Raw genomic sequence first — 21,115 nt, 5'->3', positions numbered from 1 at the left:
TGACGGCGGGGACGGAGCCGTGCATGCCGGGCATGCCCAGGTGCTGGGGGTGGCTGTCGGGGAAGACGCCGATGGCCATCAGGGTGGTGATGACGGGGGCGCCGGTCAGCTCGGCCAGGATCCGCAGCTCGGCTCCGGCGTTGGCCTTCAGCACGCCGCCGCCGACGTACAGCACCGGGCGCCTGGCGTTCACCAGCAGCTTCGCGGCCTCCCGGATCTGCTTGGCGTGCGGCTTGGTGACGGGGCGGTAGCCGGGCAGCGCGGCCTCGGCCGGCCAGCGGAAGACGGTCTGCGCCTGCAGGGCGTCCTTGGCGATGTCGACCAGGACCGGGCCGGGGCGGCCGGTGGCGGCGATGTGGAAGGCCTCGGCGATCACCCGGGGGATCTCGGCCGGGTCGGTGACCAGGTAGTTGTGCTTGGTGATCGGCATCGTGATGCCGCAGATGTCCGCCTCCTGGAAGGCGTCCGTGCCGATCGCCTTGGAGGCGACCTGGCCGGTGATCGCGACGATCGGCACCGAGTCCATGTACGCGTCGGCGATCGGGGTGACCAGGTTGGTCGCGCCCGGGCCGGAGGTCGCCATGCAGACGCCGACCCGGCCGGTGGCCTGCGCGTAGCCGGTCGCGGCGTGGCCCGCGCCCTGCTCGTGCCGGACCAGGATGTGACGGACCTTGGTGGAGTCCATCAGCGGGTCGTACGCGGGCAGGATCGCACCGCCCGGGATGCCGAACACCGTGTCGGCGCCCACGGCCTCGAGCGAGCGGATGAGCGACTGCGCGCCGGTCATGGTCTCGGTGGTCTGGGGACCCGGAGCGTGCGCGGCCGGGTGGTCCCCGCGGCGGGGGGTTGCGGCGTGCTCAGTCATCTGCCTGTCTCTTCTCGGGTTCTGCTCGGGGGGCGCCGGTCCGGGCCGCTGGACGGTCCCCGGCCGGTCTCCGGCTCTGCCTCAATCGTCCGGATTTCAGGTGGTCGAGGCCAGTTGTGGTGCGGTGGCCCACCAGGATTCGTGCAACAAAAAACCCCTCGTGCCATGGGCATGCGAGGGGGAGGCGCGTCGGGCTGCTGTTCAGCCGACGCGCCCGCCAAGTACGAGAATTCGGGTGGTCATGGCACCGACCTTCCTCCCACGCAGTGGCGGGTGTCAAGCTGGTGGGACCGCCGTCTCACCATGCGGGCCGCCGCTCGGACCGCCCACGGCGTGCCGTTGCGGCAGGTCCGGGCCGGTGTGCGGGGGGCCGGGGCGGGCCTCGGCCAGGCTGCCCGTCCGCGGGTCGGGGGTGCGCAGCGGACGGCGGCCCGGACCGCCCTGGGGCTGGCGCGGCACCGGGTAGCCGCGGCGCAGCAGGGCGCGGCGCAGCCGCAGTTCGTCCAGCGGCCGGTCGAAGGCCAGCCCCTGGCCGCGGCGGCAGCCCAGCTCCTGCAGGACGGCGACCTGCCGGGGGTGGTCGACGCCGTCGGCGCCGGTGACCAGGCCGAGGTCGCGGGCCAGCCGCAGCGCGTGCCCGGCCAGGGCGCGGGTGAGGGGGGAGTCGGCGACGTCCTGGACGAGGGTGCGGTCGAGCTTGAGCGCGTCGAACGGCAGCCGGACGAGGGCGGCGAGCGAGCCGGCCCCGGCGCCGAACCCGGCGAGCGCGGTGGAGACCCCGAGGCGGCGCAGCGCGGCGAGGCGGCGGCCGAGTTCGTCGGCCAGCGCGTCCGGCCCGGTCCTGGCGACCTCGACGACCAGCAGGTCGGGCGGCAGCCCGGTGTCGCGCAGCGCCCCGGCCAGGGTCTCGTACATGCCGGGGGCGCAGATCCGTTCGGCGGCGAGCCGGACGGTCACCGGGACGGGCGGGGCGGCGGGGCCGTCGGCGCGGCGGCGGGCGGCGGCGGCGACGGCCTCGGTGAGCAGCCAGCGGGTGAAGCGGGTGGCGGCGTCGCCGGAGTCGGCGGTGCGCAGGAACTCGGCCGGGGTGAGCAGCAGTCCGTCGGCCGAGCGCCAGCGGGCCTGCGCCTCGACGCCGGTGAGGCAGCCCCCGGCGAGTTCCACCACCGGCTGGTGCAGCAGCGCGAAGGAACCCTCCCGGACGGCCGCCCGCAGCCGCTCCTCCAGCTCGCTGCGGCGGTCGAGCTCGGCCCGCATCGCCGGGGTGTAGAGCACCACCCGGCCCTTGCCGCTGGACTTGGCCCGGTACATCGCCAGGTCGGCGTTGCGGAGCAGTTCGTCGGCGGCGGCCCCGGCGGCATCCCCGGCCTCACCGGCGCCCTCGGGGGCGGCGGGGGCGCCCTCGGGCACCGGCAGCGGCAGCGGGGCGTCCGGGCCGAAGGCGATGCCGATGGAGGCGGCGACGCCCAGTTCGGCGCCGCCGATCCAGTACGGCTCGGAGAGCGCGCCGCGGATCCGCTCGGCCAGGTCGCGGACCTGCGGGTGGCCGAGCCGCCCGCGCACCAGCACGGCGAACTCGTCGCCGCCGAACCGGGCCACGGTGTCCTCGCTGCGGACGGCCGACTGCAGGCGGCGGGCGGCCTGCACCAGCAGTTCGTCGCCGACCTGGTGCCCGGCGGTGTCGTTGACCGCCTTGAAGCCGTCCAGGTCGAGGAAGAGCACGGCGACGGCGGTGCCGACCGGCCCCTGCGCGCAGAGCGCGGCCCGGACCCGGTTCGCGAACAGCGCGCGGTTGGGCAGGTCGGTGAGCGGGTCGTGGAACGCGTTGTGCTGCAACTGGGCCTGCAGGCGGACGCGTTCGGTGATGTCGCGGCTGTTGAGGATCAGGCCGTCGCGGTACGGGTTGACGGTGGACTCCACGTGCAGCCACTCCCCCTCGCCGGAGCGGATCCGGCACTCGACCCGGGCGGAGGGCTCGCCGTTGCTGAACCGGGCGCCCCTGGTGCGGGCCAGGATCCGGCGGACCTCGGCCAGCACCCGGTCGACGTCCTCCGGGTGGACCAGGTTGAGCAGGTTGCCGCCGACCAGGTCCTCCGGATCGCGGTTGTAGACCCGCAGCGCGGCGGGGCTGACGTAGGACAGCGCCCCGGACGGCCCGGCGATCATGATGACGTCGCTGGAGCCCTGCACCAGGGAGCGGAAGTGCGCCTCCTTGGTGGCGAGTTCCTGCGCCAGCGAGAGGTTGTCCAGCAGCATCACGCCCTGCCGGACGATCAGCGCCAGGCCGACCGTGCTGGCGGCGGCCAGCATCACCCGGTCCAGCGGGCGGCCGCCGAGCGCGTTGTAGAGGATCCCGGCGGTGCAGACGGCGGCGGCGGCGTACGGGGTGAGCGCGCTGAACGTGGAGGCCACCCGGCGGCGCGGCAGGCCCTGGGTGGACGGGTGCTGGCGGGACGGGCGGCGGCCGTGCTGCCAGGGCGCCCAGGCCAGCAGCAGCGAACCGGCGAACCAGCCCGCGTCCAGCAGTTCGCCGGAGTGGTAGTCGCTGTGGAACTGCGGGGTGGTGAACAGCGCGTCGCAGACCACGGTCAGCGCCAGGCCGATCATCGCGGTGTGCACGGCGGCCCGGTTGCCGTCCCGGCCGCGGAAGCGCAGGCCGACCACCAGGCTGACCAGCAGGATGTCCAGCACCGGGTAGCCGAGGGCGAGGGCCAGCTTCAGCGGGTCGTCCCCGTCGCCCGCCGCGACCCGGCCCAGCGCCAGGCTCCAGCTGAGCGTGAACAGCGAACCGGCCACCAGCCAGCCGTCCAGCAGCAGGCAGAGCCAGCCCGCGGGGGTGCGCGGGCGCTGGGCCAGCACCAGCAGGCCGGTGATGGCCAGCGGGGCGAACAGCAGGAAGGCGTAGTCGGCGGAGGAGTCCTGGGGCAGCGGCCGCTGCAGCACCACCTCGTACCAGCCCCAGGCGCCGTTGCCGAACGCGACCATGGCCGAGGAGAGCCCGAACAGCAGCCAGGCCGGGCGGGTGTGGCCCCCCACCGCGATGCCGTGCGCGAGACAGGACAGGGCGGCCGCGAGGGCCGCCCCGGCGAGACCGAAGTCCCCCATCACCAGCGCGAGTTCGTTGGAACCCCAGCTGACCGCGGCGCCCGCGGCGTACCCGGCGCAGAGCAGCACGAGCAGCCCGGCGATCCAGCGGCGGAACGGGGTTCGGGCAGGCGGCGCCGACTCGGTGGAGTTCAATCGACATCTCCCCCTCCGGCCCGCGGCCGTACCGGTGTTCCCGCTCCGGACCCTACACCACTGTGGTCACGCACTGGCACGCACTCTCAACTTAGAGTAATGAACCGCAGGTGGCGCGGAGCGGGTCGGGCCGGGGATCGCCCGTTCGGCGCAGGCGCGGGGGTGGCCGGGGCGGCCGTCGCGGGGTCGCTCCGGGGCCGTCAGCCCGCCTCCCGCGGCGGCTGACGGGCGATCAGCCGGCGGATCGGCCCGACGCTCGGGCGGCCCGGGAACAGCGGGCCGAGCGCTCTGATGTCCATGGCGGTTCCTCCCCGGGGAGTGCGGCCCGCGGGCCGTCCGGCGCCGGCCCGCGGGGCGGCGGGGCCGTCCGGCACCGCCGCCCCCTCAGACTCCCGCCGCAGCGGCCCCCGCGACCAGTGCCGGGCTCCCGAACCGGGCGTGCGTTCCTCCGGGGCCGGAGGTGAATTCCTCACGCCCGGGAGGTGATCCCGGCACTGGCCGTCCGGCCGCGGCCCGCCGCAGACTGGTCGCGCCCCTCCCCCGCCCCGTCCCGCCTGGAGGGCCCGTGCGCATCGACGACCTGGCGGCCCCCCGGCTCGGCGAGCTCTGGTCGCTGCACGAGGACGTCCGGCTGGAGGGCGCGCGGGCGGCGGACGGCGGCGCGCTGACCGTGCGGGACCGCTGGGGCGCCGTGGTGTTCGAACGGCCGGGCCCGGTGCTGCGGCGGGTGCTGGAGCGGATGTCGTTCGGGCCGGTGGCGCCGGGCAACGTGCTGCCCGGCTTCCCCGGCCTGTGGGAGGCCGACCGGCCGGGGCGGCACGGCCCGGACGTCGCCCGCCTGCTGCGCGACCTGCGCCGGATCCGCGGCAGCGTGGTGCGCTCGCTGGCGCTCGGCGGTTCGCCGCTGCTGAGCGTGGTGCCGCTGGCCCCGGACGTCCCGTTCGCCCCGCGCCCGGCCCCCGCCGGACGGCCCTGCCGACTGTGCCCGTCCGCCGTGCTGCGCCGGGCCCCCGACGGGCCGCGGCTGGAGGCGCCGACCGCCCGCCACCTGGTGCGGCTGCACCGCGCCGAGGCGGTGCGGCTGCTCGGCCCGCTGGGCGGCCCGGCACCGGCCGACGCCCCGCCCCCGGCCCCGGAGCTGCTCCGCGCCGCGTCCGGCTACCTGCTGGCCGCCCGGGTCGCCGTGCTCTCCCCCGCCCCCGCCCCGGCGCCCGGACCGCCCGGGCCCGGCCTGCCTGCGGCGGCCGTCCGCCGGATCGGCGAACTCCTTTCCCTCGCCCGCCCGTTGGCCGTCGAACGGGACGGACGGCCCGCCCCGCCCCCGTACCGGCTGGGGCTCTACCTGCTGGCCGCCCCCGACGCCCACCGCTACGACCCGCGCCGCCACCGGCTGGAACCGTTCGGGACGGCCCCGGGCACGCCGCCGCTGCTGCTGGTCACCGCCCGCTTCCGCCGCGCCGCCCACGCCTTCGGCGGTCCCGCCCCCGCCCGCCTGCGGACGGACGCCGACGCCCTGCTGCACCACCTGCACCCGGCCGCGTCCGCCGCGGGCCTCGCCCCCCGCCCGCTGCCGCCCGACCGGGCGGACGCGGCGGCCCGCGCCCTCGGACTCGACTGGCCGACCGAGACGGGCCTCGGCGGCTTCGCCCTGCACGCCCCGCGGGCGGACCGGCCGCCGGACCGGCCGCCGGGCTGACGGACCGGCAGGACCGCTGCGGCCCGCGCCCGTTACGATCCGGGGCGGAGCGAGCCCGTACGAGCCATCCCGGGGGAACGGTGGACGAGCAGGTGCCCTGGCCGGAGTCCGGCCCCGGCGGGCGGACGCTCGCGCCGCGGACGGCGGTGGTGGTCACCGTCCTGGTGTTCCTGGGCTACACCGGCGTCGCCCTGGCCTACGTGCTGGCGCAGCACCCGGGCCCGCTGCGGCTGGCCGGGGCGGCGGCCCTGCTGGCCGTCCTGCTGGTGCTGCAGCTCGCGCACTCCTTCCCCGGCCAGGTGCCCGCGCTGGGGCGCCGCTGGCCGCTCACCCTGGCGCTGCAGGCCGCGGTCACCTACCTGCCGGTGGAGTTCTACGGGCGGCTGTGGATCGGCATGCCGAGCTTCCTGGCGGCCTCGCTGCTCCTGCTGCTGCCCCCGGCCGCCGGGTGGGCCGGGTTCGCCGCGGTGGTGGTGGCCAGCAACCTGATGATGCAGTGGATCGGCGACGGCACCGGCGACGCCTTCTACATCAGCGTCGCCACCGTCACCAACGGCCTGGTGGTGTACGGCCTCTCCCGGCTGACCGACCTGGTGGCCGAGGTGCACCGCTCGCGCGCGGAGCTGGCCGCGGTGGCGGTCGCCCGGGAGCGGCTGCGCTTCGCCCGGGACCTGCACGACCTGCTCGGCTACAGCCTGTCCGCGATCACCCTGAAGTGCGAGCTGGCGTACCGGCTGGTGCCCGAGCAGGCCGCCCCGGCCCGGCAGGAGCTGGCGGACGTGCTGCGGACCTCCCGGCAGGCCCTGGCGGACGTCCGGGCGGTGGCCCGCGGCTACCGCGAGATGTCGCTCGGCGCGGAGGCGGAGGGCGCCCGGGCGATGCTGGCCGCGCTGGGGGTGCGCGCCTCGGTGCGGGTGGCGGCCGGGCCGCTGCCGCCGCGGGTGGAGACCGTGCTGGCGACGGTGCTGCGGGAGGGGCTGACCAACATGCTGCGGCACAGCGGGGTCGAGCGGTGCGAGATCTCCGCGGTCTGCGACGGCCGCACCGTCCGGTTCCGGCTGGCGAACGACGGCGCCCCGCTGCCGGGCCGGCCGGCCGAGCCGGGCGGGGCGGGCGCACCGGACACGGCGGGCGGGGCGGGCGGGGCGAGCGCGGCGGGCGCGGCGGGCGGCTCCGGGATCGGCAACCTGGCCGCCCGGGTGCGCGAGCTGGGCGGCACGCTGACGGCGGGCCCGCGGGAGCCCGGCTGGTTCGTGCTGGAGGCGGTGATCGACCTGGACGCGGCGGGCGGCGACGACCGCCGGACGCCCGCCCCGGCGGCGGCGGGCGCCTGAACCCGCCCTCCGCCCGGGGCGCTCAGAGCCAGTCCGCCTCCCGGGCGATCCGGATCGCGTCCACCCGGTTGCGGGCGTTCAGCTTGGTGACCGCCGCGGTCAGGTAGTTGCGGACGGTGCCGGGCGACAGGTGCAGCCCGGCGGCGATCTGCCCGGGCTCGGTGCCCTCCGCGGCCTGCCGCAGCACCTCGCGCTCGCGCTCGGTGAGCGGGCAGGGCGTGCTGTCCAGGGCGGCGAGCGCCAGGACCGGGTCGACGACCCGGCCGCCCGCCGCCACCGTCCGGATGGCGTCGGCGAGTTGGGCCGGTTCGATGTCCTTCAGCAGGAACCCGGAGACCTGGGCGGCCAGCGCCCGGCGCAGGTTGCCGGGGCGGCCCAGGCTGGTGAGGATCAGCGTCCGGCAGCCGGGGAGCGCCTCGGCGAGCTGCCCGGCGGCGGTGATGCCGTCGGTGCCCGGCAGGTCGATGTCCAGGACCGCGACGTCGGGCGCGGTCTGCCGGGCCCGGGCCACCACCTCGTCGCCGGTGCCGAGCTCGGCCACCACCTCCAGGTCGGGTTCGAGGCTCAGCAGGGCGACCAGGGCGCTGCGCAGCACCTGCACGTCCTCGGCCATCAGAATGCGGATCACCGCGACCCCCCGCTCTCACCCGTCCGGCCCGACCCGGCCGACCAGCCTGCCACGATAGCGACACCGGCCGACCCGGCGTCAGGAGCCGTGCGCCGCGGGCTCCTCCTCGGGGAACAGCCGCAGCCGGTGGGCCAGGGCGGCGGCCTCGCCGCGGCCGCCGACGGCGAGCTTGGCGAGGATGTTGGAGACGTGCACGCTGGCGGTCTTCGGCGAGATGAACAGGTGCTCGGCGATCTGCCGGTTGCTGCGGCCGAGGGTGAGCTGGCGCAGCACGTCCCGTTCGCGCGGGGTGAGGCCGAGGCCGAGGCCGTCGCCGGTGCCGTGCGCGGGGGTGGCGCGGAGGCCGAGGCCGAGCCGGTCGGCGAGCAGGTCGGCGTCCCGGCAGGTGGTCAGGTCGCCGCGGCGGCGGGCGAGTTCGGCGGCTTCGCGGAGCAGTTCGGCGGCCCGGTCGCGGTCGCCGGCCGCGGCGGTGTCCTCGGCGGCGCGCAGCAGGGCGAGCGAGAGCGGGCCGGGCAGGGCGGCGGCGCGCAGTTCGGCGACGGCGGCGTGCCGGTGCTCGGTGGTGGGGCGGCCGGCGGCGCGGGCGAGTTCTCCGGCGAGCAGGGCGGCCCAGCCGCGGTGCAGGGCGCAGCGCGGGTTGAGCCGGGCGGCGAGGTCGGCGATCCGGGCGAGGGCGGCCTCGCCCTCGGGGGTGCGCGGGTGCCGGTCGGCCTCGGCTTCGGCGGCGTGGGTGAGCAGCGGGAGCAGGTAGCCGTCCTGACCGGCGAGGACGGTGCCGTCGAGCGCCTCGGCGAGCCGGGCGCGGGCCTGGTCGGGGCGGCCGAGGCGGACGGCGAGCCGGATGCCGAGGGCGGCGGTGGGCAGCACGTGCTGGGGTTGGGCGCCGCCGCCGCCGCTGGCGTGGGCGGCGGCCCAGTGGGTCTCGGCCGCGGCGGTGTCGCCGCGCAGCAGGGCGAGTTCGCCGCGCAGGCGGTCCATGAACTCGCCGTGGGTGTCGGCCTCGGGCTTGTCGTCCCAGTCGGCGAGGACGGCGGCGGCCTCCTCGGTGCGGCCCGCGGCGAGCAGGGCCTCGGCGAGGTTGCCGGTGAGGATGGGGCCGGTGTTGAGCAGCAGTCCGCTGCGGCGGGCGGCGTCGAGGCCGGTGCGGGCGGCGGTGACGGCCTCCTCGGCGCGGCCGTAGGAGAGCAGCAGGCTGGCGAGGTTGTTGAGGCCGCGGGTGTGGACGTCGTCGTTGCCGAGCGGGAGGGCCTGTTCGACGGCCTCGGTGAGCAGGTCGACGGCGCGTTCGCCCTCGTCGAAGTCGCCGAGCAGCCCGGCCAGGGTGACCCGGGCGTGCACCTCGACGGAGGGGGCGCCGGCCTGGCGGGCGACGGCGACGGCGCGTTCGGCGGTGGCGACGGCTTCGGGGCCGGGGTTGCGGAGCAGGCCGTGCGCGGCCTCCAGGGCGAGCGCCTCGGCCTGGACGGCGGACGGGCCGAGGTCCTGCACCAGCCGGTACGCGTACTGGATCTCCTCCAGGCCGCCGCTGCGCTTGAGCTGGTCGAGCATCTTGGCGCGCTGCAGCCGGAACCAGGCGGCGCGCAGCGGGTTGCGGGTCTCGTCGACCAGGGAGAGGGCGCGGCGGGCCAGGCTCTGGCCGCGGTCGCGGTCGCCCGCGCGGCGGGCGGCGACCACCGCTTCGGCCAGCACGTCGACGAGTTGGAGGCGGTCGCAGCCGTCGTGCCGGCCGTCGTCGCAGGCGCAGGGCGGGTAGGTGTCGGCCCAGTCGTAGGGGCGCAGGGTGGTGGCGAGGGCCTGCTCGGAGACGGCGTCCCAGAGTTCGAGGGCGCGTTCGAGCATCTTGAGCTGTTCGGCGAAGGCGTTGCGGCGGCGGGCGTCCCGGGCGGCGTCGAGGGCGGCGGGCAGGGCCCGGGCGGGCTGGTGGGCGTGGTACCAGTAGTCGGCGAGCCGGGCGGTGCGCTGCTCGGCGCGGACGAGTTCCGGGTCGGCCTCCAGGACGGTGGCGAAGCGCCGGTTGATGCCCTGGCGCTCGCCGGGCAGCAGGTCGTCGGAGACCGCCTCGCGGACCAGCGCGTGCCGGAACCGGTAGCCCTCGCCGTCGGTGTCGGGCCGCAGGATGTTGGCGCCGACGGCGGTGCGCAGCGCGGATATCAGCGCGTCCTCGCCACCGGCGCCGCTCTCGGCGACGACCGCGGCGAGCAGGGCGTGCTCGATCCGGGAGCCGCCCTCGGCGGCGATCCGGACGATCCGCTGGGTCTCCTCGGGCAGCGCCTCGACCCGCACCAGCAGGATGTCGCGCAGCGATTCGGTGACGCAGGCCAGGCAGCCGCTGCGGTAGGCGGTGGCGAGTTCCTCGACGAAGAACGGGTTGCCCTCGGAGCGGCGGTGGATGCGGTCCACCACGTCCCGTCCGGGGGTGTCGGGGCCGAGGATGCCGGCCAGTTGGGCGGCCACCTCGGGCCGGTCCAGGCGCTCCAGTTCGAGCCGCTGGACGGTGCGCAGCCGCTCCAGTTCGGCCAGGAACGGGCGCAGCGGGTGGCGGCGGTGCAGGTCGTCGGTGCGGTAGGTGGCGACGATCAGCACCCGGGAGCGGTGGAGGGTGCGGACCAGGTAGGCGAGCAGTTCCCGGGTGGAGCGGTCGGACCAGTGCAGGTCCTCGACGGCGAGGACCAGCGTCCGGCCCTCGGTCAGCCGCTCGAACATCCGGGCGGTGTGCTCGAACAGCCGGGCCCGGCCGTACTCGTCGTTGCCCTCCCCGTCGGCCTCCCCGAAGTCCGGCAGCAGCCGGGCGAGGTGGCCCTCCAGCCCGGCCGCGGCCGCGTCCAGCTCCGGCCCGAGCCGCCGGTGCAGGCGGCGCAGCGCGGCCGAGAGCGGGGCGTACGGGAGGCCCTCGGCGCCGACCTCCAGGCAGGCGCCGAGCGCGGTCACCGCCCCGTCCGCCTCGGCCTGCGCCAGGAACTCCTCGACCAGCCGGGTCTTGCCGACCCCCGCCTCGCCGCCGACCAGCACGGCCTGCGGCTCCCCCGCCCCCGCCCGGCCCAGGGCCGCGCCGAGCAGGCCGGTCTCCCGACCGCGTCCGACGAAGACCGGGCTGACTGTCTGCTCCATGTCCGCGAGCATGCCACAGCCCTCGGACCCCGCCGAACGGTTATCCCGGTCCGCGGACGGGCCGGGCCCGCCGGTCATCCGGCGCAGCCGGCCGCTGCGGCCGAACGGCCCTTCTCCGCAACCGACTTGACGCGCGGCGCGCCCTCCCGGCGGACCGCCCGCACCACCCGCTCGACCAACCCGGTGCGGGCGCCGGCCGCCTCGCGGGCCAGCCGCTCGGCGGCGGCCCGGCCGTGCAGTTCGCGTTCCCGCACCTTGAACATCTCGTACTCGTACACGGTGTCTTCCCCTCGTCGTCTGCTGGTGTCCAGCCTCCGCTCCCAGGGGGGTGCGCCACATCGGGAGCCTGCCCGATCTCCGCGGGCCCCGGGCGGGGAAAACACCGGTGCCCGCCCCCTCCCGGGGACGGGCACCGTGCGCGGCGGGCCTAAGGAGCCTCCTTAGGCCCTCCGCGGCGTCCTAGGACTTCCTCAGGCTCCTCAGGCTCCTCAGGCGAGCTTCTCCAGGCTGCGCTTGATGATCCTCACGCGGCAAGCCGCTCCAGGATGAGGTCCTTGACCCGGGCCGCGTCGGCCTGCCCGCGGGTGGTCTTCATGACCGCGCCGACCAGCGCGCCCACCGCCTGGACCTTGCCGTCGCGGATCTTCGCGGCGACGTCCGGGTTGTCGGCGATGGCCTGGTCGACGGCCGCGCCGAGCGCCGAGTCGTCCGAGACGACGGCCAGGCCGCGCCCGGCGACCACGTCGTCCGGCTCGCCCTCGCCGGCGAGGACGCCCTCGATGACCTGGCGGGCCAGCTTGTCGTTGAGCTTGCCCTCGGCGACCAGCGCGCACACCCGGGCGACCTGGGCCGGGGTGATCGGCTGCTCGGACAGCTCGGTGCCGGTCTCGTTGGCGCGCCGCGCCAGCTCGCCCATCCACCACTTGCGGGCCTGGTCGGCGGGGGCGCCGGCCGCGATGGTCTCCGAGATCGGCTCCACCGCACCGGCGTTGAGCACCGACTGCATGTCCTTGTCGCTCAGGCCCCACTCGGCCTGCAGCCGGGCCCGGCGGACCCGCGGCAGCTCGGGCAGCGAGGCCCGCAGCTCCTCGACCCACTCCCGGGCCGGGGCGACCGGCACCAGGTCGGGCTCGGGGAAGTACCGGTAGTCCTCGGCGTTGTCCTTGATCCGGCCGGCCGTGGTGGTGCCGTCGTCCTCGTGGAAGTGCCGGGTCTCCTGGACGATGGTGCCGCCGTCGGTGAGGACGGTGGCGTGCCGCTGGATCTCGAACCGGGCGGCCCGCTCGACGCTGCGCAGCGAGTTGACGTTCTTGGTCTCGCTGCGGGTGCCGAACGTCGAGGTGCCGTTGGGGCGCAGCGACAGGTTGACGTCGCAGCGCATCTGGCCCTTGTCCATCCGGGCCTCGGAGACGCCCAGCGCCCGGATCAGCTCGCGCAGCTCGGCCACGTACGCCTTCGCGACCTCCGGCGCCCGGTGGCCCGCGCCCTCGATCGGCTTGGTGACGATCTCGATCAGCGGGATGCCGGCCCGGTTGTAGTCCAGCAGCGAGTACTCGGCGCCGTGGATGCGGCCGGTGGCGCCGCCGACGTGGGTGGACTTGCCGGTGTCCTCCTCCATGTGGGCGCGCTCGATCTCCACCCGGAAGACCTCGCCGTCCTCCAGCTGCACGTCGAGGTAGCCGTTGAAGGCGATCGGCTCGTCGTACTGGCTGGTCTGGAAGTTCTTCGGCATGTCCGGGTAGAAGTAGTTCTTCCGGGCGAAGCGGCACCACTCGGCGATCTCGCAGTTCAGCGCGAGACCGATCCGGACCGCCGACTCCACGCCGACGGCGTTGACCACCGGCAGCGACCCGGGCAGGCCCAGGCAGGTCGGGCAGGTCTGCGAGTTCGGGTCCGCGCCCAGCTCGGTGGAGCAGCCGCAGAACATCTTGGTCTTGGTACCCAGCTCGACGTGGACCTCAAGGCCCATCACCGGGTCGTACGAGGCGAGAGCCTCCTCGTAGGAGACCAGGCTCATGACGCTCACAGCGTCCCTTCTTCCATCATGGGTGTTCAGCCGAGCAGGACGTCGTCGTCGCCGAGACGCTTGAGCTCGCGGACGAGGAGTGCGGTGCCGGTGATCAGGGCGGCGACGCCGACCAGGGCGTTGACCAGCTTGAGGGTGTCGTTCTCCTCGCGGGCCTTGCGGACGTCCTTGGCGATGGAGACGGCGCCGAAGGCGCTGGTGCCGATGGACAGCCACAGGCCGGGCTTCGAGTGCTTCCAGCCCTTGGCCTTCTCGATCTTGCTCACAGTGCCGGTGCCTCCTCCAGCAGGGCGTGGCCCCACTTGTCGTTGAGCGCGGCCTCGACGGCGCCGCCCACGCGGTAGAGGCGGTCGTCCGCCATCGCGGGGGCGATGATCTGCAGGCCGACCGGGAGATTGTCCTCCGGGGCGAGCCCGCAGGGCAGCGACATGGCCGCGTTGCCCGCCAGGTTCGAGGGAATGGTGCACAGGTCGGCGAGGTACATCGCCATCGGGTCGTCTGCCCGTTCGCCGATCGGGAATGCCGTGGTCGGGGTGGTCGGGGAGACCAGCACGTCCACGCCCGCGAAGGCGGCGTCGAAGTCCCGCGAGATCAGGGTGCGGACCTTCTGCGCCGAGCCGTAGTAGGCGTCGTAGTAGCCGGAGGACAGCGCGTAGGTGCCGAGGATGATGCGGCGCTTGACCTCGGGGCCGAAGCCGGCCTCGCGGGTGAGCGCGGTGACCTGCTCGGCGGAGCGGGTGCCGTCGTCGCCGACCCGCAGGCCGTAGCGCATGGCGTCGAACCGGGCGAGGTTCGAGGACGCCTCGGACGGGGCGATCAGGTAGTACGCGGGCAGCGCCAGGGTGAAGGACGGGCAGGAGACCTCGACCACCTCGGCGCCCAGCTCGCGCAGCAGCGCGACGGACTCCTCGAAGCGCTGCATGACGCCCGCCTGGTAGCCCTCGCCGGCGAACTCCTTGACCACGCCGATCCGCATGCCGCGCACGTCGCGCGTCCGCGCGGCGGCGACCACGTCGGGGACGGGGGCGTCGATGGAGGTGGAGTCCAGCGGGTCGTGCCCGGCGATGGCCTCGTGCAGCAGCGCCGTGTCGAGCACGGTGCGGGCGCACGGGCCGCCCTGGTCGAGCGAGGAGGAGAAGGCGACCAGGCCGTAGCGGGACACCGAGCCGTAGGTGGGCTTGACGCCGACGGTGCCGGTGACGGCGCCGGGCTGGCGGATCGAGCCGCCGGTGTCGGTGCCGATCGCCAGCGGGGCCTCGAAGGCGGCCAGCGCGGCCGCCGAGCCGCCGCCGGAGCCGCCGGGGATGCGGGTGAGGTCCCACGGGTTGCCGGTCGGGCCGTAGGCGGAGTTCTCGGTGGAGGAGCCCATCGCGAACTCGTCCATGTTGGTCTTGCCGAGGATGACGACGTCGGCGTCCTTCAGGCGCTTCGTCAGGGTCGCGTCGTACGGCGGGACCCAGCCCTCCAGGATCTTCGACCCGCAGGTGGTCGGCATGCCCCGGGTGGTGAAGACGTCCTTGAGCGCGAGCGGCACGCCCGCGAGCGGGCCCAGCTCGGCGCCGGAGGCGCGCTTGGCGTCGACGGCGCGGGCCGCGGCGAGCGCGCCCTCGTGGTCGACGTGCAGGAAGGCGTTGACCTTCTTGTCGACGGCGTCGATCCGGTCCAGGTGCGCCCGGGCGACCTCGACCGCCGTGACCTCGCCCTTGGCGATCGCGGCGGCCGTCTCGGCCGCCGTGTACTTGATCAGCTCGGTCATCTCGGTCAGTCCTCCCCGAGGATCTGCGGCACGCGGAAACGCTGGTCCTCACTCGCCGGGGCGCCGGACAGCGCCTGCTCCGGGGTCAGCGACTGTCGCACCTCGTCCGCGCGCATCACGTTGGTGAGCGGGAGCGGGTGGGAGGTCGGCGGGACGTCCTGCCCCGCGACCTCGGAAACGCGGGCGACCGCGCCGATGATCACGTCGAGCTGCTCGGCGAAGTGGTCCAACTCCTCCGCCTGCAACTCCAGACGCGACAGCCGGGCGAGGTGGGCGACCTCCTCGCGCGTGATGCCAGGCATGCAGCGATCCTCAAGGGTGAGTTCTGGTGGGCCGGGCCGCCCTGCGGGGCACGCCGGTCCGTTCGGTCCTAAGGGGCCATCCTATGGGCAGACGCGGGAGGGCCGTCCTCGGAACGCCTCCGAGGACGGCCCTCCCGCGGGCGCTCAGCGCGGCAGCGACTCCACCGGCGGCGCGTCGTTGCGCCGCACCAGCAGCCAGGCGGTGGCCTGGTCCGCGGGCAGCGCCGCGGAGACCAGCCAGCCCTGGACGGCGTCGACGCCCATGTCGTGCAGCCGCTCCCAGGTCTCGTCGTCCTCGACGCCCTCGGCGACCACGGTCAGGCCCAGCGAGTGGGCGAGCTCCACCGAGCAGCGCACCACGGCGGCGTCGTGGTCGTCGGCGACCATCCGGGAGACGAAGGAGCGGTCGATCTTGAGTTCGCCGACCGGCAGGCTGCGCAGCCGCACCAGCGAGGAGTGGCCGGTGCCGAAGTCGTCCAGGGACATCCGGACGCCGTAGCGGCGCAGTTCGGCGAGGGTGTCGGCGGCGCGCCGGCTGTCGTCGAGCAGCAGCCGCTCGGTGATCTCCAGCTGGAGCGCCACGGCGGGGACCTGGTGCCGGGTGAGGTGTCCGGCGACCCGGGCGGCGAAGCCGGGGCTGAGGACGTCGCGGGGCGAGACGTTGACGGCGACCGGGACCATCAGGCCCTGGTGGCGCCAGCGGGCGATCTGTCCGACCGCGCTCTCCAGCACGTAGTCGGTGAGCCGGGGCATCAGCCCGGAGGACTCGGCGAGGGCGATGAACTCGTCGGGCGCGACCCGCCCCTGCCCGGGGCGCTCCCAGCGGACCAGCGCCTCCAGGCCGACGACGCTGCCGTCGAAGGCGACCTTGGGCTGGTAGTGCAGCTGGACCTCGTTCATCTCGATGGCCCGCCGCAGGTCGCCGAGCAGGCCGATCCGGTACGGGGTGTCGAGGTCGCGGGACTCGTCGTAGCACTCGACGCCGCTGCGGCCGTGCTGGGCGTGGCCCATCGCGACGTCGGCCCGGCGCAGAAGCGATTCTGCGTCCTGGGCGTGGGCGGGGTAGGCGCACACTCCGGCGCTGGCCTCCAGGACGAGCAGCAAGCCGTCCAGCCGGATCGGCGCGGCGAGTTCGGCGATCAGCGCCTTCGCGGTCCGCTCCAGCGCCTCGGTGCTGCCCACCCCCGGCAGCAGCACGGCGAACTCGTCCCCGCCCATCCGGGCCACCACCGGGCGCTCCCCGCGGCGGACCGGCGGGGGCAGCGCGGTGCCGTCCTCGCCCTCCCGGGGGCCGCCCGCGCCGGTGCGCAGGGCGCGGTGCAGCCGACGGGCGATGTGCACCAGCAGCCGGTCGCCCGCGGTGTGGCCGAGGGCGTCGTTGAGGGAGCGGAAGCGGTCCAGGTCGAGCAGGATCAGGCCGACGCCGTGGCCGGGTTCGGCCTCGTGCCTGGCCAGCGCCTCCTGGGTGGCGATCAGCAGGGCCTGCCGGTTGGGCAGGTCGGTGAGCGGGTCGGTGAGCTGGTCGCGCGCCCGGTCCCGGGCGATCCGCCAGGCGGCGACCAGCACGGCGAGGGGAACCGCGAACAGCGGGAGCAGTTCGGGTTCGTAGCGGTACACCAGGACGGCCAGCGGGATGAGCGGCGCGGCCCCGGCCAGCAGCACGCCGAGCAGCAGGACCGCCCCTGCCACCCCCTGCGGCGGGCGTGTGGGCGCGCCGCCGGTCGTACGATCCATAAGCCCAGTCCTCCGTCGGGCCCGCCCCCCGGCGGGGCCGCCTCACGGTGAGGCACCCCTCTCCGGGAGGTGCCGGTGGACGTCAGACGAGGGCGTGTCCCCGGGGCTCCGGCACAGGGCCGGCTCCACACACTCCTGCTGACAGTTCGTAGCGCCCAGGGTAAGCCGGGGTGCCCCACCTGGGCGCACTTTCGGGCCAGCTCCGGGCGCAACGTCATATCCGCGCGTTGTTCAGTGACACAATGCCCGATTTCCTTCTCGAACACCCGGCTGACGCGGCATCAGGACGATAACGACCCGTCAGGAAACCTTCTTCTCCGCCCCTTCTGCGACATTCTCCCCCACCGCGTCCGGCTCGTTCGCACCGGTTCCGACGGGTTCCGGGGCGGCGAGCGGCTCCAGGCCGAGGTGTTCCCGGGCGGCGTCCGCCCCCCGGTCGAGCAGGACGGCGAATCCCTCGTCGTCCAGCACCGGAACGCCCAGTTGCAGGGCCTTGTCGTGCTTGGAGCCGGGATTGTCGCCGACCACCACGAAGTGCGTCTTCTTCGACACCGAGCCGGTCACCTTGGCGCCGCGCGAGGTCAGCGCCTCCTTGGCGCCGTCCCGGGTGTGCCCGGCGAGGGTGCCGGTGACCACCACGGTCAGGCCCTCCAGCGGGCGCTCGGCCGGCTCGTCCCCGGCCTCCTCGGTGAAGACCACGCCCGCGGCGCGCCACTTCTCCAGGATCTCCCGGTGCCAGTCCTCGGCGTACCACTCCTTGACGGCGCGGGCGATGGTCGGGCCGATGCCCTCGACGGCAGCGAGTTCGCTCTCGTCGGCGGCGAAGACCCGGTCCAGGTCGCGGAACTCGCGGGCCAGCGCCTGGGCGGCGACCGGGCCGACGTGCCGGATCGACAGGCCGTTCAGGAAGCGCCACAGCGGGCGCTCCTTGGCCCTGGCCAGGTTCTCCAGCAGGACGCCGGTGTTCTTCTTCGCCGTGCCCGCGTTGTTCGCGAAGAAGAACACCTCCTTCTCCTCACCGGTCTCGTCGTCCAGCCTGGGCATGCCGGTCTTCGGGTCGCGCACCAGGACCTTGATCGGCAGCAGCTGCTCCTCGGTCAGGTCGAAGAGGTCGCCCTCGTTGCGCAGCGGCGGCTCGACCGGCGGCAGCGGCTGGGTGAGCGCCGTGGCGGCGACGTAGCCGAGGCCCTCGACGTCCAGGCTGCTGCGGCCGCCGAGGAAGGCGATCCGCTCGCGGATCTGGGCCGGGCAGTACCGGGCGTTGGGGCAGCGCAGGTCGATGTCGCCCTCGGACATCGGGCGCAGCCCGCTGCCGCACTCCGGGCACTCGGCGGGCATCACGAACTCCCGCTCGCTGCCGTCCCGCAGGTCGTAGACCGGGCCGAGGATCTCCGGGATCACGTCGCCGGCCTTGCGCAGCACGACGGTGTCGCCGAGCAGCACGTCCTTGGCCTTCACCACCTGCTGGTTGTGCAGGGTGGCGTACTGCACCATCGACCCGGCCACCTTCACCGGCTCGGCCAGCACCGCGTACGGGGTGGCCCGGCCGGTGCGGCCGATGCCGATCTTGATGTCGGCGAGCTTGCCGGTGACCTCCTCCGGCGGGTACTTCCAGGCGATCGCCCAGCGCGGCGACTTGGAGGTGGCGCCGAGCCGGCCCTGCAGCGGGATCTCGTCGACCTTGACCACCACGCCGTCGATCTCGTGCTCGACCGAGTGCCGCTGCTCGCCGAAGTGCTTGATGAACGCCCGCACCTCCTCCAGGCTGCCGACCACCTTGTTGTGCTTGGCGGTGGGCAGGCCCCAGTCGTGCAGCAGCTGGTACGCGTGCGACTGGCAGTCGATGTCGAAGCCCTTCCGGGCGCCGATGCCGTGCACGACCATCCGCAGCGGGCGGGCGGCGGTGACCAGCGGGTCCTTCTGGCGCAGCGACCCGGCGGCGGCGTTGCGCGGGTTCATGAACAGCCGGATCATCGCCCGGGGCCGCTTGCCCTCCCTGGCGCGCTCCTCGTTCTCCTGCCGGCGGCGCTCGTTCTCCGCCGCGAAGGAGGCGTTCAGCGCGTCGAACTCCTCGGTGGGGAAGTAGACCTCGCCGCGGATCTCCACCAGCTCCGGCAGGTTCTCGCCGTGCAGCCGGTGCGGGACCTCCCCGATGGTGCGGACGTTGGGGGTGATGTCCTCGCCGACCCGGCCGTCGCCGCGGGTGGCGGCCTGCACCAGCACGCCGTTCTCGTACGTCAGGTTGACGGCCAGGCCGTCCACCTTCAGCTCGCACAGGTAGTGGTACTCGATGCCGGACAGCTCGGTGGCGACCCGCTCGGCCCAGGCGGCCAGCTCCTCGCCGTCCATCGCGTTGTCCAGGCTGAGCAGCCGCTCCCGGTGCTCGACCGGGGCGAACAGCACGGTCGGCGCGCCGCCGACCTTCTGGGTGGGCGAGTCCGGCGTCACCAGCGCCGGGTGGGCGGCCTCCAGCGCCTCCAACTCGCGCATCAGGGCGTCGAACTCGGCGTCGGTGACGACCGGCGCGTCCTGCTCGTAGTACCGGGCCCGGTGCTCCTCGATCTCGGTCGCCAGCTCGGCGTGCCGCGTCCGCACCTCCGCCGGGATCTCCTCCCAGCCCTCCACAGCCGCCACCGCGCCGTCCTCCTCGTCTCGCTACTCCGGGTTGTCCACCAGGCTCCGGGCGGCGCGGACCGCGGTGGCCAGCGCCCGGCGCGCGTACGCCGGGGAGGCCCCCGCCAGCCCGCACGTGGGCGTCACCACCACTCGTCGGCCCAGCAGTTCGGGGGCCAGACCGAGCCTGCGCCACAGCGTCCTGACACCCTGGACACTACCGGCCGGGTCCGACCTTTCGACGTCGGTGGCGGGCACCACACCGGCGAGGATCAGCGTGCCGCCCTCGACGGCCTCGCCCAGGTCGTCGTCGTCGCGTTCGGTCAGCAGGCCGAAGTCCAGGCTGATCCCGGCCACCCCGGCCCGGCGCAGCAGCGGGATCGGCACCCCGGGCGCGCAACTGTGCACCAGGACGGGCGCGTCGAGGCCGCCGACCAGCTCGCGCAGGGACTGCTCGGCGAGTTGGCGGTCGACCGCGCGCAGCCGCTGGAAGCCGCTGGCGGTCTTCACCGACCCGGCGAGGACGGCGGGCAGCAGCGGCTCGTCGAGCTGCAGGACGACGGTGGCGCCGGGCACGCGGCGGCGGACGTCGGCGAGGTGGCGGCGCAGGCCCTCGGTGAGCGAGCCCGCGATGTCGCGGCACGCACCGGGGTCGCTGAGCGCCTTCTCGCCGTGCCTGAGCTCGATCGACCCGGCCAGCGTCCACGGCCCGGCGGCCTGCACCTTGAGCAGGCCGGTGTAGCCCTGGGTGTACTCCTCCAGCGCGTCCAGGTCCTCGCCGAGCCGGGACACCGCCCGCCTGGTGTCGCGCCCGGGGCGGTCGGTGAAGCGCCAGCCGCTGGGCTCGGTCTGCACGAACAGCTCGGTCAGCAGCCCGGCGCCGCGCCCGATCATGTCGGCGCCCGGCCCGCGCGCGGGCAGTTCGGGCAGGTGCGGCAGCTGCTCCAGCTCGGCCACCACGCCCCGGGCCATCTCCCGCACGTCCCCGCCGGGCATCGAGCCGACCCCGGTCGCCGCGCCGGACAGTTCCGCGAAAACGTCCACGTCAGTCACGGGGAGAGCCTACGAGGCGCGCCGGGGGCGCGGGAAACGACCCGCGCCCCCTTGCGGTCGTGCTACCTGCCAGGCCGGACGGTGATCTCGGTGATCTCGGCGTCCCGCGGCAGGTCGAGCGCGGTGAGGACGGCGGTGGCCACCGACTCCGGCGCGATCCAGCGCTCCGGGTCGTACTCCGCGCCCTCCTGCTGGTGCACCTTCTGCTGCATCGGGGTGGCCGTCCGTCCCGGGTAGACGCTGGTCACCCGGACGCCGTTGGCGTGCTCCTCCTGGCGCAGCGCGTCGGCCAGCGCACGCACCGCGAACTTGCTGGCCGCGTACGAGCCCCAGGTCGGGTCGGCGCGCAGCCCGGCACCGGAGTTGACGAACACCACGTGGCCGCGGGCCAGCCGCAGCGAGGGCAGCAGCAGCCGGGTGAGCTCGGCGGGCGCGACCGCGTTGACGTTGAGCTGGTGCTGCCACGCCTTGACTGGGGTCTCGGCCACCGTGCCGAGCTCGACCACCCCGGCGACGTGCAGCAGCGAGTCGAGCTCGACCGGGAGCGTCTGGTGCCCGAAGGCCCAGGACAGCTTGGCCGGGTCGTCCAGGTCGCCGACCAGGGTCCTCGCGTCGGGGTGGCGCTCGCGCAGCTGGGCCGCGCGGCGGGCGTCCCGGGCGAGCAGCCAGAGCTCCTCGCCGCGGGCGGCGAGCCTGTCGGCGACGACGGCGCCGATGCCGGAGCCGGCGCCGGTGATCAGGTGAACACCCAATTCGATCT

The 21,115-nt window shown here is 75.2% G+C and carries 14 protein-coding genes and 1 pseudogene; 2 read left to right on the top strand and 13 right to left on the bottom strand.

Annotation, left to right across the window (positions count from 1 at the left end):
* Both QSK52_RS07875 and QSK52_RS07870 read right to left on the bottom strand, forming a co-directional pair.
* On the bottom strand, positions 1–865 hold an 865-nt coding region (locus tag QSK52_RS07875), incomplete at its 3' end, for a thiamine pyrophosphate-binding protein (RefSeq protein WP_285735062.1).
* A 276-nt stretch (positions 866–1,141) separates the two neighbouring features.
* A complete protein-coding gene (locus tag QSK52_RS07870; protein WP_285735060.1) occupies positions 1,142–4,105 on the bottom strand; it encodes a putative bifunctional diguanylate cyclase/phosphodiesterase in 2,964 nt (987 codons plus the stop codon).
* Positions 4,106–4,670: 565 nt separating this feature from the next.
* Between QSK52_RS07870 and QSK52_RS07865 the strand changes: the two genes are divergently transcribed.
* Entirely contained in the window at positions 4,671–5,801 is a 1,131-nt protein-coding gene (locus QSK52_RS07865) for a hypothetical protein (RefSeq protein ID WP_285735058.1), read from the top strand.
* Positions 5,802–5,881: 80 nt separating this feature from the next.
* A complete protein-coding gene (locus QSK52_RS07860; protein WP_285735055.1) occupies positions 5,882–7,135 on the top strand; it encodes a sensor histidine kinase in 1,254 nt (417 codons plus the stop codon).
* A 22-nt stretch (positions 7,136–7,157) separates the two neighbouring features.
* On the opposite strand, the gene QSK52_RS07855 is transcribed toward QSK52_RS07860, so the two are convergent.
* From QSK52_RS07855 to QSK52_RS07805, 11 genes and pseudogenes are all read right to left on the bottom strand, one after another.
* On the bottom strand, positions 7,158–7,763 hold the full coding sequence (locus QSK52_RS07855; protein ID WP_285735053.1) for a response regulator transcription factor: 606 nt from the start codon (positions 7,761–7,763) through the stop codon (positions 7,158–7,160).
* A gap of 78 nt (positions 7,764–7,841) precedes the next feature.
* Positions 7,842–10,871: a helix-turn-helix transcriptional regulator gene (locus QSK52_RS07850; RefSeq protein ID WP_285735050.1), complete on the bottom strand. Its 3,030-nt coding sequence runs from the start codon at positions 10,869–10,871 to the stop codon at positions 7,842–7,844.
* A gap of 74 nt (positions 10,872–10,945) precedes the next feature.
* The gene (locus QSK52_RS07845; protein WP_285735048.1) at positions 10,946–11,149 is read right to left on the bottom strand and encodes a hypothetical protein; all 204 of its coding nucleotides are present in this window, start codon (positions 11,147–11,149) and stop codon (positions 10,946–10,948) included.
* A 245-nt stretch (positions 11,150–11,394) separates the two neighbouring features.
* The gene (gatB, locus tag QSK52_RS07840) at positions 11,395–12,897 is read right to left on the bottom strand and encodes an Asp-tRNA(Asn)/Glu-tRNA(Gln) amidotransferase subunit GatB (RefSeq protein WP_285735046.1); all 1,503 of its coding nucleotides are present in this window, start codon (positions 12,895–12,897) and stop codon (positions 11,395–11,397) included.
* A 26-nt stretch (positions 12,898–12,923) separates the two neighbouring features.
* The gene (locus tag QSK52_RS07835; protein ID WP_176190080.1) at positions 12,924–13,163 is read right to left on the bottom strand and encodes a hypothetical protein; all 240 of its coding nucleotides are present in this window, start codon (positions 13,161–13,163) and stop codon (positions 12,924–12,926) included.
* Positions 13,160–14,653, bottom strand: coding sequence for an Asp-tRNA(Asn)/Glu-tRNA(Gln) amidotransferase subunit GatA (gene gatA, locus QSK52_RS07830; RefSeq protein WP_285735042.1), 1,494 nt, complete (start codon positions 14,651–14,653; stop codon positions 13,160–13,162). Before gatA ends, QSK52_RS07835 begins: the two co-directional genes overlap by 4 nt.
* Positions 14,654–14,658: 5 nt before the next feature.
* Positions 14,659–14,955, bottom strand: coding sequence for an Asp-tRNA(Asn)/Glu-tRNA(Gln) amidotransferase subunit GatC (gene gatC, locus QSK52_RS07825; RefSeq protein WP_030460841.1), 297 nt, complete (start codon positions 14,953–14,955; stop codon positions 14,659–14,661).
* A gap of 10 nt (positions 14,956–14,965) precedes the next feature.
* Positions 14,966–16,626 (bottom strand): annotated as a pseudogene (locus QSK52_RS07820) (putative bifunctional diguanylate cyclase/phosphodiesterase); the annotation flags it as partial.
* A gap of 363 nt (positions 16,627–16,989) precedes the next feature.
* A complete protein-coding gene (ligA, locus tag QSK52_RS07815) occupies positions 16,990–19,314 on the bottom strand; it encodes an NAD-dependent DNA ligase LigA (protein WP_285735123.1) in 2,325 nt (774 codons plus the stop codon).
* Positions 19,315–19,344: 30 nt separating this feature from the next.
* Positions 19,345–20,346 (bottom strand): methionine synthase, encoded by a 1,002-nt coding sequence (locus QSK52_RS07810; protein WP_285735121.1) that lies wholly within the window; start codon positions 20,344–20,346, stop codon positions 19,345–19,347.
* Positions 20,347–20,417: 71 nt separating this feature from the next.
* A complete protein-coding gene (locus QSK52_RS07805) occupies positions 20,418–21,107 on the bottom strand; it encodes an SDR family oxidoreductase (RefSeq protein ID WP_285735037.1) in 690 nt (229 codons plus the stop codon).
* Positions 21,108–21,115: the final 8 nt, after the last annotated feature.

Origin of the sequence: Kitasatospora phosalacinea (assembly GCF_030268885.1) — a bacterium.
Lineage (GTDB): Bacteria > Actinomycetota > Actinomycetes > Streptomycetales > Streptomycetaceae > Kitasatospora > Kitasatospora phosalacinea_C.
The sequence above is the reverse complement of the archived record's forward strand: the minus strand, read 5'-3'. Positions and strand labels throughout refer to the sequence as shown.

Coding starts and splice junctions, on each gene's coding strand:
- QSK52_RS07850 (WP_285735050.1), bottom strand. CDS start 10,871: ATGGAGCAGACAGTCAGCCCGGTCTTCGTCGGACGCGGTCGGGAGACC.
- gatA (WP_285735042.1), bottom strand. CDS start 14,653: ATGACCGAGCTGATCAAGTACACGGCGGCCGAGACGGCCGCCGCGATC.
- gatC (WP_030460841.1), bottom strand. CDS start 14,955: ATGCCTGGCATCACGCGCGAGGAGGTCGCCCACCTCGCCCGGCTGTCG.